Raw genomic sequence first — 16,725 nt, 5'->3', positions numbered from 1 at the left:
CGTCCCCTTATTCCAACTCAAACTGTCCCGTGTACAGCTTGTAATACCGCCCCTGCTGCTCCAACAGCTCCTCGTGGCTGCCGCGCTCGATGATGGAGCCCTTCTCCAGCACCATGATGGCTTTGGAATTTCGCACCGTGGACAGGCGGTGGGCGATGACGAACACCGTGCGCCCGTCCATCAGCGCGTCCATACCCTTCTCGATCAGCTTTTCCGTCCGGGTGTCGATGGAGCTGGTGGCCTCATCCAGGATCAGCACCGGGGGCCGGGAGATGGCTGCTCTGGCGATGGCCAAAAGCTGGCGCTGGCCCTGGGACAGGTTGCCGCCGTCGCTGTGCAGCACCGTGTTGTAGCCGTCGGGAAGGCGGCGGATGAAGGAGTGGGCGTTGGCCACCTTGGCCGCGGCCTTCACGTCCTCGTCCGTGGCGTCCAGACGCCCGTAGCGGATATTGTCCGCAATGGTGCCCGTAAACAGGTGGGTGTCCTGGATGACCACGGAGAGGGAGCGGCGCAGGTCGTCCTTGCGGATGTCCCGGATGTCGATGCCGTCGTAGGTGATGCGGCCGCCGCCGATCTCGTAGAAGCGGTTGATCAGGTTGATGATCATGGTCTTACCGGCGCCCGTGGAGCCCACAAAGGCGATTTTCTGTCCCGGCTTGGCGTAAAGGCTGATGTCGTTTAACACCTTCGCCTCCGGCGTGTAGCCGAACACCACATGTTCAAAGCGGACATCACCCTTTAAGGGGACCAGGGTGAAGGAACTTCCGTCCGCAGAGGGGACTTTCCAGGCGTGCTTGGGGCTGTAGCCGTCGCACTCCGACAGGACGCCGTCCGCATTTTCCCGCACATTACACAGGGTCACTTTGCCTTCGTCCACCTCCGGCTTCTCGTTCATCATCTCGAAAATGCGCTCGGCGCCGGAGAGAGCCGCCAGCAGGAAGTTGATCTGCTGGGTGAACTGGTTCATGGGCATCGCGCTCTGCCGCACGTACACCAGGTAGGAGGCCACGGTTCCCAGGTCCGTCAGCCCGGCCATGGCGAAGAGGCCGCCCACGCAGGCGGAAACCGCGTAGTTTACATAGGAGAGGGACACGATGGTGGGGATGGTCATGCCGGAGTAGGTCAGGGCCTTGGTGGAAGCCTTGCGGTACGCCTCGTTGCGGCGGCAGAATTCCTCGAAGTCCTGGGGCTCGTGGTTGAATACCTTCTCCACCTTCTGACCGGCCACCATCTCCTCCACAAAACCGTTGATACTGCCCAGGTATTTCTGCTGCTGGGTGAAATATTTCCGGCTGCGCCGCCCGTTAAAGCGGATAAAGGCCATCATAAAGGCCAGAAAGACGAAAACGATCATGGACAGCCGCCAGTCCAGCACTACCAGCATGATCAGGGTTCCGGTGATGGTGATGAAGCTCTGGATCAGCATGGTAAAGCTGCCGTTTAACGCCTCTGTGATGGTGTCCACGTCGTTGGTGAAACGGCTCATGAGTTCCCCGTGGGTGTGGGTGTCAAAGTAGTTTAAGGGCAGGCGCTGGGCATGGGTGAACAGGTCGAAACGGATTTCGCTGGCCACCTTCTGGGTCACGCGGACCATCAGTTGGTTGTAACCGTAGCAGGACGCGGCCCCGGTCAGGTACAGCCCGGCCATGAAAATGACCATCCGGGCCAGACCCGGCAGATCGCCGGGAATGATATAGGTGTTGATCACCGGCTTTAAAAGGTAGGTGCCGGTGATATTGGCCCCCGCGCTGAGAGCTACCAGAGCCGCGATCACGGCCATGGTCCACCGGTGGCGTCCCAGGTAGCGCAGCATCTGCGCCACGGTTTTTTTGGTGTCCTTGGGCCTGCTGAAATTTGTTGTTCTTGGCATTACAGATTCGCCCCCTCCTGCTGAGAATAATAGATGTCCTGGTAGATCTGGTTGGAGGCCAGCAAGGTCTCATGGCTGCCGACGGCGTTAATGCGGCCGTCCTCCAGAATGATGATCTGGTCCGCGTGGAGCACCGAGGTGATCCGCTGGGCGATGATGATTTTGGTTGCGCCGGGCAGGCTCTCGGCCAGGCCCTCGCGGATTTTCGCCTCAGTGGCCGTGTCCACGGCGCTGGTGGAATCGTCCAGAATCAGGACCTTGGGCGCTTTTAAAATGGCCCGGGCGATGCACAGGCGCTGCTTCTGTCCGCCCGACACATTGACGCCGCCCTGGCCCAACTCCGTGTCGTAACCGTGTTCCAGGCGGTCGATGAATTCGTCCACGCAGGCGATGCGGCAGGCTTCCCCGATCTCCTGGTCGGTGGCGTTTTCCCGCCCCCAGCGCAGGTTGGCTTTCACCGTGCCGGAGAACAGGGTGTTTTTCTGCAATACCACGGCGATGGAATCCCGCAGCTCACGCAGGGGGTATTGCTGCACCGGAATCCCGTCGATATAGATTTGGCCGGAGGTGGCCTCGTAGAGCCGGGGGGTCAGCTGGATGAGCGTGCTCTTGGCCGATCCGGTCTGGCCGATGATCCCCACGGTCTGCCCAGGTTCGATGTGGAAGGAGATGTCGGAGAGCACGTACTCCTCCGCCTGAGCCTTATATTTGAAATAGACGTGGTCGAAGCGGATGTCCCCGCGCTCCACCCGGATATCCCGGGCCTGGTCGTCACGGATATCGATCTCCTCGTCCATGACCTCGGAAATCCGCTTCCAGGAAGCCAGGGACCGGGTCATCATCAGAAACACGTTGGAGAGCATCATCAGGGAGTTGAGCACCTGCATCACGTAGCTGAGGAAGCCGGTCAGCTCGCCCACCTTGAGGCCGCCCACCGAGGCTAAGTTTCCGCCGAACCAGAGGATGCTTAAGATCGTGCCGTAGAGGATGAACTGCATCACCGGCATGTTGAGGGCGGCCAGGCGGAAGGCCCGCTCGGAGGTGTTCCGCAGGTTGGTGTTCACCTCGTCGAATTTCTGGATTTCATAGTCCCCGCGGACGTAGGATTTCACCACCCGGATGGCGGTGAGATTTTCCTGAATTACCCGGTTCACCAGGTCCACAGACCCCTGCATAAGGCCGTACAGGGGGCGCACATGGGTGACAATGTAAAAGAGTATGGCGCCCAACAGCGGGGCGGCCACAAAAAACACCAGCGCCAGTTTGGCGTTGATGGTAAAGGACACGGTCAGGGCGATGAGCATCATCACCGGCGAGCGGAACGCGGGGCGCATGCCCGTGGACACCGAGTTCTGGATGGTGGTGACGTCGCTGGTCAGCCGCGTGACCAGGGAGGAGGTGCGGAATTTGTCGGTGTTGGCAAAGGAGAATTGCTGCAGCTTCTGAAATTCCGCCTTGCGGATTTCAGCCCCCAGCCCCTGGCCGGTGGTGGAGGCGAAGTGGGCGTACCCCTGGCCCAGCGCCAGGCTGATCAGGGCGAACAGAACCATTTGAAGCCCCTTCATCAAAATGTAGCGCCGGTCGCCGTTTGCCACGCCCACGTCGATAATCTGGGCCATCACCAGGGGGATGACCAACTCAAAGGCGGCTTCCGCCTCGATGCAGAGGACGGCGAGCACCGCCTGCCTGCGGTAAGGCTTTAAGTAGGAGAGAAACGTTTTCATGAATGATTTTCCTTTCTGAGCAGTCGCTTGCGCCTGTGGTGCGGCGTGTGAATTGCTCTGACAATTATTGCACATACAACTATTGTATGCGCATGGATTGAGATTGTCAATCTGAATTTTCTCTTTGCGTCCCGCCTGCTGCATGTGCCGGAAGCGTGAACATTTTCAGGCCCACGACTAGTGAGAATACATGCCGAAACACTTAGGGAGGTCTTCCACGAGCTGAGTGTTTGTGGTATACTTTGAGACAGGAAAATGATACAAAAGCCGGGGACTGGCCCGGGGAGAAACGGCCGCATTTGGCCGCGAGGAGAGTGGAGACGAGGATATGAGAACATACGTGAAGCGGATTCTGACGGCTGCCGCGGCGGCTGTGTTGACGGCCGGGCAGGTCTGTCCGGCCCTGGCCTACGGACCGGGTGACTATTACTACCGGGGAGGTCCCGGCGTGGACCCGTATTATAATGAGAACGCCTATTACAGCGGAGGCCCGGGCGTGGGAGAGGGGAACGCCAGGGAGACATCGGGCGACACGATCTACGCCTATCCGGGCTGGAACACTAACGTGCCGGACACCACCCAGTACACCTACGATCCCTGGGACTGGTGGAATGACGACGATGACGACTGGGATGACGACGACTGGTGGTACTACAACAACGGGCCGGGGGGAGTTTACGGCCAGGGCTGGCGCTATAGTCCCGGCGGATGGTGGTTCCAGCTCTACGGCGGCAGCTGGCTGTCCGACGGCTGGAAGATGATCCGCAACCGTTGGTACCGGTTTGACGGCAGCGGGTACATGGTGACGGGGTGGTTCACGGACGGGGACGGCAACCGTTACTACTTAAACCCGGTGGACGACGGCACGCTGGGTATGATGCGCACCGGCTGGCAGGTGATCGACGGTAAATCCTATTACTTCAACACCCAGTCCGACGGCACCATGGGACGCCTTTACGTGGACACCGTCACGCCGGACGGCTACCGGGTGGGGGCGGACGGCGCGATGATACAGTGACGGATGGTCCGGCGCTGCCGGCGGATTTTCACACACAAAAAATGCAGACAAGGCCCACACGCCATGTCTGCATTTGCAATTTGCCGCTCTCCGCCCGGCGGACGCCGTTTGGGACGCGCGGTGCGCATCCCGCCCGGACGCCGCCGGAGGGCAGCCCCTTTTCTCGGGAGTATTTTATGTTGGCGCGGCTGCGCCGTCCGATCAGAGACGTTTTATCCTTCGCACCTTCAAAACATCCGGCCGGTTCCGGCATCCGGGGCGGTGTGTGATGGAGTGTAATGCAATCAAGGAATTTCGTGTACTTGATTATGTTTTTATCGTTGCCCCATCCGCCGTCGCCGGCCGGTGTTGTTTTATCCGTTCACTAGGATAATGCGCGGGGCGGGGATTTTATTGCGGTAAATTTAAAAATAATCCGGGATTTTCATGGCAATTTTTAGCAGCGGGAGTTTTTGGCAGGGCGTGAGGGCGTGATCCGAGCGGAATTCCGGCCGGAATGCACGTTGACGCTCCCGTGCATTTATGCTATTTTGGTTATAGCGGTCTGCGCCGGCAGCCGGGCCGGTTTTGCGACAGGGAACTATACGGACGCGGCATTTGACCGGCAGAATGGGCGGGAGGGAATCGGGATGAAATTTGAGGAGCGGGTTTTGCGCCATGAGGATCAGCTGAACGAGACGGACGACGACATTGTGTCTTATATCCGCAGCCACAGGCAGGAGATCATGAAGCTGTCCATTCAGAAGATCGCGGCGGATTTATTTATCGCGCCCAACGCGGTGATGCGGCTGTCGAAGAAGCTGGAGTACAGCGGCTTTTCGGAGCTGAAGTTTTCGGTCCAGAACGAGGGCGAGCCGGAGGGCACGGGTAAGACCATAAGCGGCCGTATTCTGGGACAGCTGCCGTCCAATATTGTGAAAACGTTGGACACCATCGACGTGCTCACCCTGAAAAAGGCGGCTGCGATGATGAAGAAAGCCCGCTGCTGTATCTTTGCGGGGGTGGGGGACTCCACCTATTTCTGCGAGATGCTGGGCAAGAATCTCAGGTGCCTGGACTGCAGCGTGCAGTTTTACCAGCAGATACACGACATGTTTTACGCGGTCAGGCATGGAAGCAGGGACGACCTGCTGATCATTATCAGCGCCAGGGGGGAGAACGACCGGCTCATCGAGATGGCCGGGGAGGCCAAAGCCATGGGAATGCCGGTGGTGAGCATCACCCATTTTTATGAAAATCGTCTGGCTAAGGCCTGCGACGTGAACCTGTATTTCTGGGGCGAGGACCGGGAGGTGCAGGGCTACAACGTCACGGACCGGAGCGGGTTAATGGTCCTGGTCCGGCTGCTCAGCGAGGAGTTCTGGCAGGGATATGTGGAGCCGTGAGCCTGCGGCGCGGGGAGCGGGAGCGGCCGCAGCGGCGGATCAAAGGGCAGAACAGGGAAGCGGGAAACGGCCTGCTTCCTTTTTTGCTGTGTAAATTTACACAGCGAAGGCATTTTGTGTGGATAAATTACGAAAAAACGGCTCCGGGCTGATTTTGTGCTATACTCTTATCCAGGTTAACCGAAGGACGAACGGTCGGATTTCCATCCGATGTAAAAATTGACGCATGAACTGTTGCGACGAAAATGTGAAAGGGGTAGACTATGAATCTGCAAAAAGCCACAAGCAGGGAATTAATCAGTCTGGGGTGTGAATTCTCCACCAAGCTGGAGGCAATCAACTATCTGGTGGACAAGCTGGACGCCGCGGGAAAGCTGTCCTCAAGGGATGAGTATTACAGGGCGGTATTGGAGCGCGAATCCCTCTCCGAGACGGGGATCGATATGGGAATGGCGGTCCCTCACGGAAAGAGCAAAGCGGTGCGGGAAGCGGCCTTCGCGGTGGCGACGGTCAGGACTCCCATCAAAAACTGGGAGAGCATCGTGCCGGGAAATGAAGTGACCATCATTTTCCTGTTGGCCATCCCGGAGTCGGAGGCGAAAAGCACCCATCTGGAGCTGCTGTCGGAGCTGATGACCCGCGTTTCCAACCCGGATTATCTGGAGCGGCTGAAAGCCTCTAAGACGGCGGAGGAGCTTTACCGGAACCTGGAAGGGGGAACGGCTGAGGCGGAGAAGAACCGCACATACGCCAAAACCATCGTCGCAGTCACCGCGTGTCCGGCTGGAATCGCCCACACCTACATGGCGGCGGAAGCCCTTGTGAAGGGCGGCGAGGAGCTGGGTGTCAAGGTCTATGTGGAAAAGCAGGGCGCAAACGGCGTGGAGGACCGGCACACGGCTCAAATGCTGCGGGACGCCGACGCGGCGGTATTTGCGGCGGACGTGGCGGTGAAGGATAGCGAGCGCTTTGACCATCTGCCGGTGTACAAGACCAAGGTGGCCGCCCCCATCAAGGACGCCAAGGGCGTGATCCGCGGGGCGCTGGAGAAAGCCGGGCGGGAAGGCAAGAGCGATTATGCGGGAACGGACGCGGGAAATGCCGCCGCAGCCGGAGAGAAGGCCAGCGTTGGCAGTGAGATCAAGCAGGCGGTGCTCACGGGCGTTTCCTATATTATCCCCATCATTGTGGCGGGCGGAATGATCAACGCCTTCGCGGTGCTGATCGCCCAGGGCTTCGGGCTTCAGGAGCTTTACAACATGGACAACAGCTGGCTGTGGCTCTTCCGTAAGATGGGCGGAAATACCCTGGGAACCCTGATGATCCCCATGCTGGCGGCCTACATGGCCTACTCCCTGGGGGATAAGACGGCCCTGGCTCCCGGCTTTGCGGCGGGTATCGCGGCCAACCTGATTAACGGCGGATTCCTGTGCGGTATGTTAGGCGGCCTTGTAGCCGGATATGCAGTCCGTTTTTTGAGGAAGGCAGTGCCCGCCAAGGGTGTGTTTGCCGGTTTTGTGTCCTTTTGGGTTTACCCCGTGTTCAGCACCCTGATCGTGGGTATTGTGATGTTTTTTCTGCTCGGAAAACCGGTAGCGTGGCTGAATCAGAGTCTGATCGGCCTGCTCAGCGCCATGAGCGGTTCCAACGCGGCGCTTTTGGGCGCGATCATCGGAATCATGGTTTCCTTTGACCTGGGCGGTCCGGTCAACAAAGCGGCCTACACCTTCTGCGTGGGCGCCATGGCGGAGGGAATTCTCATGCCCTACGCAGCCTTTGCCTCCATCAAGATGGTGTCGGCATTTGCGGTGACCATGTCCACTCTGGGCTTTAAGAAGTATTTTACAAAAGAGGAGCAGGAGGCTGGCATGTCCACCTGGATTCTGGGACTGGCCGGAATCACCGAGGGAGCCATCCCTGTGATGATGGCGGACCCGGTGCGCGTGATTTTCTCCCTCTGCGCGGGCTCCGCCGTGACCGGCGCCATCGTGGCCATGTGCAACATCGGCCTGGATGTCCCGGGAGCGGGAATCTTCTCCATGTTCCTGTTAAAGGACGGTTTGGGAGGCATGGGAAATGCGTTAATCTGGTTTTTTGCGGCGGTGCTGGGCGCGGTGATCTCAACCGTGATCCTGGTTGCCCTTAAAAAGATGAAATATGACAAGTCAATGAGAAAATAAGAACGCCGCAGGCGTATGGAGTGGATTATGGCAGATAAAGTACATATTGTCCCGCATTTTCACTGGGACAGGGAGTGGTATTTTACCGCAGAGGAATCAAAAATCCTTTTGGTGAACGATATGGAAGAGGTGCTCACCATGCTGGAGACACGGGAGGATTATCCCTGCTTTGTCCTGGACGGACAGACCTCGGTGCTGGAGGACTATTTCTCCGTGTCCCCGGAAAACCGGGAGCGGGTCCGGGCGCTGGTGCAGAGGGGAAAACTGATCATCGGGCCCTGGTATACCCAGACAGACGAGATGGTGGTAGGGGGAGAGTCCATCGTCCGCAACCTTCTGTACGGGATGAAGGACTGCCGGGAGTTCGGCAGTCCCATGATGATCGGTTATCTTCCGGATTCCTTTGGCCAGAGCGCCAGGATGCCGCAGATTTTAAGGGGATTTAATATAGAAAACAGTATGTTCTGGAGGGGGACCTCCGAGCGCATGGGCACGGACCGGACAGAATTCTTCTGGGAGGACGACGACGGCTCCCGGGTGGCGGTGCAGCTGCTGCCCCTGGGTTACGCCATCGGCAAATATCTTCCGGTGGAGAAGGAAGCCCTGAGAAAGCGGATGGAAAAATACATGCCCGTTCTTGAGCGGGGAACCGCCACAGGCCATCTTTTAGTACCCAACGGCCATGACCAGATGCCGCTGCAACGCGATATTTTCCAGGTAATGGAAACGATGCGGGAGCTGTACCCGGACAAGGAATTTTTCCTGAGCCGGTATGAGGACGTGTTTGCGGCCATCGGCCGCCAGGGGAACTTAGATACCCTGCGGGGAGAATTTCTGGACGGCCGGTATATGCGGGTGCACCGGAGCATTTTCTCCTCACGGGCCGATTTGAAGGCGGCGAACACGCGGATTGAGAACAAGATCACCAACCTGCTGGAACCGCTGGCCTCCATCGCCTACAAGCTGGGCTTCCCGTATCACCACGGCCTGGTGGAAGCCATCTGGAAGGAGCTGATGAAGAATCACGCCCACGATTCCATCGGATGCTGCTGCAGCGATAAGGTGCACCGCGCCATTGCGGACCGCTATTTCCTGGCGGAGGAGCGCGCGGACCGGCTGATTGAGTTTTACATGAGAAAGATTGTGGACGCCATGGACTGCAGCCGGGCTCTGGACAAGCTGACGGTGTTCAACCTGCTTCCCTATGAGCGGGAGGGGATGATCCGGGGGAAAATTGTCACCAAGATGAAACGGTTTGTGCTGGAGCGCCCCGACGGCTCCCGGTTGGAATACGAGATCGCGGACCGCAGGATTGTGGACGCGGGGCTGATTGACCGGCAGATCGTTCACTATGGGGATTACGAGCCCTTTGTGGAATATACGCTGGAATTTTGCGACCGGATTCCCGCCATGGGATTTACTACTTATCTGGTCAGGGAGGCGGAGGCGCTTGCAGGGGAAAGCTTTGCCGTGTCCATGACGGCCGGTACGGGGGAAAGCCCTGCCGCGTCCGTGGCGGACGGTACGGGGGAAAGCTTTGCCGCGTCCGTGGCGGCCGGTACGGGGGAAAACCTTGCCGTGGGACCGGCGGCCGGTATGGGGGAAAACCCTGCCGTGGAACCGGTGGACCTTGGCGGAAACTGCCGTCCTGCCTCCCCGGCCGCCAATACCCTGGAAAATGAGTACCTGTCTGTGACCATCGAACCCAACGGCAGCCTGACCGTTCTGGACAAACAGAAGGGCCAATACTACCGGGACGTGCTGCTTTTGGAGGACGGGAGCGACGACGGAGACGGCTACGACTACTCCCCGGCGGCAGACGACTGGGTGTTGACCTCAAAGGAGGAGACTGCGGATGTCCACTGCCAACACGGGACGTACAGCCACAAGGCACGGGTTCGGGTATCCATGGCGGTTCCGGCCGGACTTGAGAGCCGGAGCGAGCGGCGGAGGGACGGCTGGGTGGACGTGGAATTTGAGCTGGAATTAAAAGCCGGATCCCCGGTTCTGGAGGTCCGGGTGACGGTGGACAACCAGGCGGACAGCCACCGGCTGCGGCTGCTGGTGCCGGGACAGGAACATGAAGGATTTTCCGTCAGCGACAACCAGTTTGGCATGATCCGCCGCCCGGTGAGGGACGAGGCCATGGACGTGTGGGAGAAGGAGGGCTGGTCTGAGCGGCCGGATTCCATTTATCCCTTCCTGTCCTGGGTGTCCGGCTGCGGGGAGCGGGGGCTGGCGGTTCTGACTAACTCGGTGAGAGAGTACGAGATGACCGGCCCGGATTACGGCGTGCTGGCCGTCACCTTATTCCGAAGCGTGGGCGTGCTGGGCAAAGAAGGGCTTCTCAGAAGGCCGGGCAGACCTTCCGGGATCAAGATGGAAACCCCGGATTCCCAGCTTCGGGGCAGCCATACCTATGAGATCGCCCTTACCGCCTGCCGGGATCATCTGGCGAGGACCGCGAAGGAGTACGTCACCCCGTTCATTTCCTACAACAAGATGCCCTACAACGCTATGAAGCTGAATCCGGCTGAGGCGAAGGTTCCCTACGCGTACAGCCTTTTGAGAGAGACGGAAGGCCGGGCGGTCCTGGGGGCGCTGAAAAAAGCGGAGGACGAGGATAAGCTGATCGCCAGATTTTACAATGGCGGAGGGGAGAAAGTCCCTGTGAGGCTGAAGGACGGAAACGGAGACCTGGCCGTGGACGTGGTGAAGCTGAATGAGACGGATGTGCTGAGCAGGCATGTGACGGGAGTTCAGTGGGTTGGTTATAACCAGATTTTTACTTGTAAATTTTAGGAAATATCAATAAATCGGTCAGATATTAAGCGCGGCAGAGGGCAGGCACACCAAACGGTGTGTCCGCCCTCTGTTTGATCGCGCGCCCGGCGGCGCACGCTGCACGGCAAACCTTCCCCATAACGGGCGGCCATGGAAGGCGATTACCATCTTTTCCCGCAGGAAACTCCATATTTTCAGCTTTTTTCGCCTTTTGCTTCCCGCGCTTATTGCCAGTGCCCGGATTCTGTGATAATATATAGGTTGCTTTTTCAGAAAGGATACCTAAGACTATGATACAATATCTGATCGTATGCCCGCTGACTTTCTTGGCCGGGCTGGTGGATTCCATTGCCGGCGGCGGTGGGATTATCTCTCTGCCCGCGTATCTTTTGGCAGGAGTGCCCGCCCACACCGCCCTGGGCACCAACAAGCTCGGCTCTTCCATGGGTACGGTGGTCTCCACCGTCCGCTATGCGAAAAACGGCTACCTGAAGGGCAAGGCGGCCATGGCGGCTTGCTCGGCGGTGGCGGCCATCATCGGCTCCTCCATCGGCGCCCGCCTGGCGCTGATGGTTCCGGACCAAGTGATCCGGAACATGATGCTGGTGGTTCTGCCCATTGTTGCGGCATACGTTCTGTTCGATAAGCGAATGGGGGACAGCGAGAAAACCGGGGATATTTCCCGGCAGCGCATGTTTGTGCTCAGCGTGCTGGCGGCTCTGCTGGTGGGCGGTTACGACGGCTTCTACGGGCCGGGTACTGGCACGTTTTTGCTGCTGGTGCTCACCGGGGTGGCGCGGATGGACGTGCGCAGCGCCTCGGCCCAGACCAAGGTGATCAACCTGTCCTCCAACACCGCGGCGCTCGTCACCTTCATTTTCAGCGGAAACGTGCTGTACCCCCTGGGCCTGGCGGCCGGAATCTGCTGCATCGGCGGCCACTACATCGGCTCCGGCCTGGTGGTCCACGACGGACACAAGATCGTGCGCCCGGTGGTGCTGGTGGTGCTGATCGCGTTGTTCGTGAAGGTGCTCAGCGGACGGTAGGCGCCCCGGCCCATTTTGCAACTAAGAGAATCAACAGACAGGAGAAGATAGATTATGAAATGGAAAAAATTTACACTTACTACCACCACCCAGGCGGTCGATCTGGTCAGCAGCATGCTGGACGACATCGGCATCGAGGGCGTGGAGATTGAGGACAACGTGCCGCTCACGGAGCGGGAGACCAAGGGAATGTTCATCGATATTCTGCCGGAGCTGCCGCCGGACGAGGGCGTGGCAAAGGTGAGCTTCTACGTGGACGACGACCGCGACATTGAGGAGCTGATGAAACAGGTGGAGGAAGGTCTGGACGAGCTGGCCGTGTTCACGGATCTGGGACAGCGCGCCATCGCCGCCTCCGAGACCGAGGACAAGGACTGGATCAACAACTGGAAGCAGTATTTCAAGCCCTTCACCGTGGACGACATTCTGATCAAGCCCACCTGGGAGACCATTCCCGAGGAGCACAAGGACAAGCTGCTGGTGCAGATCGATCCCGGCACCGCCTTTGGAACCGGGATGCACGAGACCACCCAGTTGTGCATTCGCCAGCTGAAAAAAGCCGTGGACAGCGGGACAAAGCTTCTGGACGTGGGCACGGGCAGCGGTATCCTGGGCATCACCGCCCTGAAGCTGGGCGCGAAGGAGGTCTGGGGGACGGATCTGGACGAGAACGCCATCACGGCAGTGGGCGAGAACCTGGAAGCCAACGGCATTTCCGGCGAGCGCTTTCACGTGTTGCAGGGAAATATCCTGAATGACCCCAGCGTTCAGGAGTGGGCCGGATTCGGCTGCTACGACGTGGTGGTGGCCAATATTCTGGCGGATGTGATCATTCTGCTGGTGGATGAGATTCCGGTGCATTTGAAGCAGGGCGGACTCTTTATCACCTCCGGCATTATCAATATGAAGGAACAGGCAGTGCTGGATGCATTTGCGAAGAATCCCGCCTTTGAGGTACTGGAGGTAACCCGCCAGGGCGAGTGGGTGTCCGTGACCGCGCGCAAGCGGTAGAGAGGGTTTGCCATGCATCATTTCTTTGTGGAGCCGGGGCAGATCCGGGATGGGCAGGTGCGCATCACCGGGCCGGACGTGAACCATATGAAAAATGTGCTGCGCATGCGCCCGGGGGAAGAGTTTCTGGTCAGCGGCGGCGGAAACGACCTGCTGTGCGCGGTGGAGAGCCTGGACGCCGAGTCCGTCGGCGCGCGGATTCTCGGGGAACAGCCGTCCAGAGAGCTGCCCGCCGGAATCTGGCTCTTCCAGGGACTGCCCAAGAGCGACAAGATGGAACTGATTATCCAGAAAGCCGTGGAACTGGGGGCCGCTGGGATTATACCCGTAGCCACGAAAAACGCCGTGGTCAAGCTGGACGCGAAAAAAGAGGAGAGCCGCCTCCGTCGCTGGCAGGCCATCGCCGAGAGCGCGGCCAAGCAGAGCAAGCGCAGCCTGGTGCCGGAGATTGGCCGGGTGCTGTCCTTCAAGGAGGCAGTGGCCCGCATGGACCGGGACGGTTTTGACCTTCGCCTGATTCCCTATGAAAATGAACGTGGCATGGAGGCCACCCGGGAAGCCTTTGCGCGGTCCGGGGAGGCGAAACGGATCGCCGTGTTCATCGGCCCGGAAGGCGGGTTCGACGAGTCTGAGGTGGACCTTGCCAGGTCGGCCGGTATCCTGCCGGTGAGCCTGGGACAGCGGATTCTCAGAACTGAGACCGCGGGCCTGGCTGTGCTGGCGGCGCTGATGCTGCGGCTGGAAGGCGGAATCTGAGGGCGGGGGCCCGCCCTGTGCATGTTTCATATAAGAGGAGCAAGTAAAAAATGGAAGCATATTTTGACAATTCCGCCACCACACGGGTCTTTGACAGCGTGAAGGACATTGTGGTGAAGGCGATGACAGAGGATTACGGAAACCCCTCCGCCAAGCACCGCAAGGGCATGGAGGCGGAGCAGTACGTGCGCCAGGCCGCGGCCCGGGTGGCAAAGACCCTGAAGGTGAAGGAGAAGGAGATTCTGTTCACCTCCGGCGGCACGGAGAGCAACAACATGGCCCTGATCGGCACGGCCATGGCCAACCACCGGGCCGGAAAGCACATCATCAGCACCCGGATCGAGCACGCCAGCGTGTACAATCCCCTGGCATTTCTGGAGGAACAGGGATTTGAGGTGACCTACCTGTCCGTGGACGGCGACGGCCACATTTCCCTTAAGGAGCTGGAGGAGGCCATCCGGCCGGACACCATCCTGGTCTCCATCATGTACGTGAACAATGAGATCGGCGCAGTGGAGCCGGTGGAGGATATCGGCGCCCTGATCCGCAGGAAGAACCCCTCCACCCTGTTTCACGTGGACGCCATCCAGGCCTACGGAAAGTTCGTGATCCGCCCCAAAAAGGCCATGATCGACCTGCTCTCCGTCAGCGCCCACAAGATTCACGGCCCCAAGGGCGTGGGTTTTCTCTACATCGACGAGCGGGTGAAGATCCGCCCCCTGGTCTACGGCGGCGGCCAGCAGCGCGACCTGCGCTCCGGCACGGAAAATGTACCCGGCATCGCCGGTCTGGGCGTTGCGGCGGAAGAGATGTACACCGGCCACCGGGAGAAGATGGAGCACATCACGTCCCTGAAGGACCACATGATCGACCGCATGGCCGGGCTTGAAGGTGTGACCGTCAACAGCCTTAAGGGAAATTTAAGCGCCCCCCAGGTGGTCAGTGTCAGCTTTGCGGGAGTGCGCAGCGAGGTGCTGCTGCACGCCCTGGAGGACAAGGGAATCTACGTTTCCTCCGGCTCCGCCTGCTCCTCCAACCACCCGGCCATCAGCGGAACCCTGAAGGCGGTGGGCGTGAAGAAGGACCTGCTGGACTCCACCCTGCGCTTCAGCTTCGGCGTGTTCAACACACTGGAGGAAGTGGATTACTGTATCGACACGTTAAAGGAACTGCTGCCGGTGCTGCGCCGTTATTCGCGGCGGTAGGCGGAGAAACGCCGCTCTGGCGTGCCCGCCGCGCAGCGCCGGTGCGCCCGCCACGCAGCCCCAGCGCGCCCCAACGTGTCCCACTATATCAGCGCACAACCTGCATCCGGCCCCTGCGGCCGGAATTGCTCAGCATATAGAAAGAGGTTATTTATGAAATACCAGTCATTTTTGATCAAATACGCGGAGATCGGCACCAAAGGCAAGAACCGCTTCATGTTCGAGGACGCCCTGATCAAGCAGATCCGCTACGCCTTAAAGTCCGTGGAGGGCCGTTTCGAGGTGACCAAGGAGTCCGGCCGCATCTACGTCATGGCCGAGGGCGATTATGAGTACGACGACGTGATCGAGGCGTTAAAGCGGGTGTTCGGAATTGCCGACATCTGCCCCATGGTCCAGATCGAGGACAAGGATTACGAGAATCTGAAAAAACGTGTGGTGGAGTACATGGACCAGGTGTACCCGGACAAGCGCCTGACCTTTAAGGTAAATGCCCGCCGGGGCGACAAGAATTACCCCGTCAGCTCCGATCAGATCAACCGCGACCTGGGCGAGGTAATTCTGGAAGCTTTCCCGGAAATGAAAGTGGACGTGCACAATCCCGACGTGATCCTGCGGGTGGAGGTGCGCCAGAAGGTGAATCTGTTCTCACTGGTGATCCCCGGCCCCGGCGGCATGCCTGTGGGCACCAACGGCAGGGCTATGCTGCTCCTGTCCGGCGGCATCGACAGCCCGGTGGCGGGTTACATGATCGCCAAGCGGGGCGTGAAGATCGACGCCGTCTATTTCCACGCGCCGCCCTACACCAGCGACCGGGCCAAGCAGAAGGTGGTGGACCTGGCCAACCTGGTTGCCCGCTACGCAGGCCCGATCAACCTTTACGTGGTGAATTTCACGGACATCCAGCTCTATATCTACGACAAATGCCCCCACGAGGAGCTGACCATCATCATGCGCCGCTACATGATGCGCATCGCCGAGGCCATCGCCAACCAGACCGGGGCCATCAGCCTGATCACGGGGGAGAGCATCGGCCAGGTGGCTTCCCAGACCGTACAGTCCTTAGCCGCCACCAACGAAGTCTGCACCATGCCCGTATTCCGGCCGGTGATCGGCTTTGACAAGCAGGAGATCGTGGACCTGTCCGAGAAGATCGGCACCTTCGAGACCTCCATCCAGCCCTTCGAGGACTGCTGCACCATTTTCGTGGCCAAGCACCCGGTGACCAAACCGAATCTCAACGTGATCCGCGGTTCCGAGACCCATTTGCAGGAGAAGATCGGGGAAATGGTTCAGACGGCCATCGACACGGCGGAGCGGATCACCTGCCAGGGCTAAACCGGTCCGGCGGCCCAATGCATTGGGACAATCGCCCATAGGCTGCGCCGGTGGCCCTTACATCCGGCAAACAACAAAAAAGCTGCCCCCGCGAAGCGGTGGGCAGCCGTCATGTACAGCGTTAAAACGGTATGTGGATTATGCGATGATGTAGGGAGCCAGAATGTTTAAAATCTCGTCGATGTTGGCTTCTGCGTGGATGTTCAAGTCGATGGGCTTGGACAGATCCAGGCTGAAGATGCCCATGATGGACTTTGCATCGATAACATATCTGCCGGATACCAGATCAAAATCTACATCAAACTTGGATAAATCATTTACAAAAGACTTAACCTTGTCGATGGAATTTAACGAAATACGAACTGTTTTCATACGGGGAACCCTCCTTGTGGTATATACTTTAAGTGT

Annotated in this window: 12 protein-coding genes; 9 read left to right on the top strand and 3 right to left on the bottom strand. The window is 59.0% G+C overall.

The window, feature by feature from the left end:
- Positions 1 to 7: 7 nt before the first annotated feature.
- Positions 8 to 1,870, bottom strand: a complete 1,863-nt coding sequence (locus tag ACK2JC_RS07165; RefSeq protein WP_368271658.1) for an ABC transporter ATP-binding protein — start codon at positions 1,868 to 1,870, stop codon at positions 8 to 10.
- Complete coding sequence (locus ACK2JC_RS07160; protein ID WP_368271656.1) at positions 1,870 to 3,594, bottom strand: ABC transporter ATP-binding protein; 1,725 nt, start codon at positions 3,592 to 3,594, stop codon at positions 1,870 to 1,872. The genes ACK2JC_RS07165 and ACK2JC_RS07160 overlap by 1 nt, the downstream gene beginning before the upstream one ends.
- 328 nt (positions 3,595 to 3,922) lie before the next feature.
- Between ACK2JC_RS07160 and ACK2JC_RS07155 the strand changes: the two genes are divergently transcribed.
- From ACK2JC_RS07155 to thiI, 9 genes are all read left to right on the top strand, one after another.
- Positions 3,923 to 4,612 (top strand): hypothetical protein, encoded by a 690-nt coding sequence (locus ACK2JC_RS07155; protein WP_276853092.1) that lies wholly within the window; start codon positions 3,923 to 3,925, stop codon positions 4,610 to 4,612.
- 629 nt (positions 4,613 to 5,241) lie between these two features.
- A complete protein-coding gene (locus ACK2JC_RS07150; RefSeq protein ID WP_139201164.1) occupies positions 5,242 to 5,997 on the top strand; it encodes a MurR/RpiR family transcriptional regulator in 756 nt (251 codons plus the stop codon).
- Between the two features lie 263 nt (positions 5,998 to 6,260).
- Positions 6,261 to 8,177 (top strand): PTS 2-O-a-mannosyl-D-glycerate transporter subunit IIABC, encoded by a 1,917-nt coding sequence (mngA, locus tag ACK2JC_RS07145; RefSeq protein WP_320936298.1) that lies wholly within the window; start codon positions 6,261 to 6,263, stop codon positions 8,175 to 8,177.
- 27 nt (positions 8,178 to 8,204) lie between these two features.
- On the top strand, positions 8,205 to 10,979 hold the full coding sequence (locus tag ACK2JC_RS07140; protein ID WP_320936297.1) for a glycoside hydrolase family 38 C-terminal domain-containing protein: 2,775 nt from the start codon (positions 8,205 to 8,207) through the stop codon (positions 10,977 to 10,979).
- 272 nt (positions 10,980 to 11,251) lie between these two features.
- Positions 11,252 to 12,007, top strand: coding sequence for a sulfite exporter TauE/SafE family protein (locus ACK2JC_RS07135; protein WP_092365115.1), 756 nt, complete (start codon positions 11,252 to 11,254; stop codon positions 12,005 to 12,007).
- A gap of 54 nt (positions 12,008 to 12,061) precedes the next feature.
- Entirely contained in the window at positions 12,062 to 13,018 is a 957-nt protein-coding gene (gene prmA, locus ACK2JC_RS07130) for a 50S ribosomal protein L11 methyltransferase (protein ID WP_107434530.1), read from the top strand.
- A 12-nt stretch (positions 13,019 to 13,030) separates the two neighbouring features.
- A complete protein-coding gene (locus tag ACK2JC_RS07125; RefSeq protein ID WP_320936296.1) occupies positions 13,031 to 13,774 on the top strand; it encodes a 16S rRNA (uracil(1498)-N(3))-methyltransferase in 744 nt (247 codons plus the stop codon).
- 50 nt (positions 13,775 to 13,824) lie between these two features.
- Positions 13,825 to 14,979, top strand: a complete 1,155-nt coding sequence (locus ACK2JC_RS07120; RefSeq protein ID WP_092365106.1) for a cysteine desulfurase family protein — start codon at positions 13,825 to 13,827, stop codon at positions 14,977 to 14,979.
- A gap of 153 nt (positions 14,980 to 15,132) precedes the next feature.
- A complete protein-coding gene (gene thiI / locus ACK2JC_RS07115; RefSeq protein ID WP_107434527.1) occupies positions 15,133 to 16,317 on the top strand; it encodes a tRNA uracil 4-sulfurtransferase ThiI in 1,185 nt (394 codons plus the stop codon).
- Between the two features lie 138 nt (positions 16,318 to 16,455).
- Here the strand turns inward: thiI and ACK2JC_RS07110 are convergent, their stop codons facing one another.
- Complete coding sequence (locus tag ACK2JC_RS07110) at positions 16,456 to 16,689, bottom strand: HPr family phosphocarrier protein (RefSeq protein ID WP_007708774.1); 234 nt, start codon at positions 16,687 to 16,689, stop codon at positions 16,456 to 16,458.
- Between the last annotated feature and the right edge of the window lie 36 nt (positions 16,690 to 16,725).

Source organism: Enterocloster lavalensis, assembly GCF_046603895.1.
In the GTDB taxonomy this organism is placed as follows: Bacteria; Bacillota; Clostridia; order Lachnospirales; family Lachnospiraceae; genus Enterocloster; species Enterocloster lavalensis.
The sequence above is the reverse complement of the archived record's forward strand: the minus strand, read 5'-3'. Positions and strand labels throughout refer to the sequence as shown.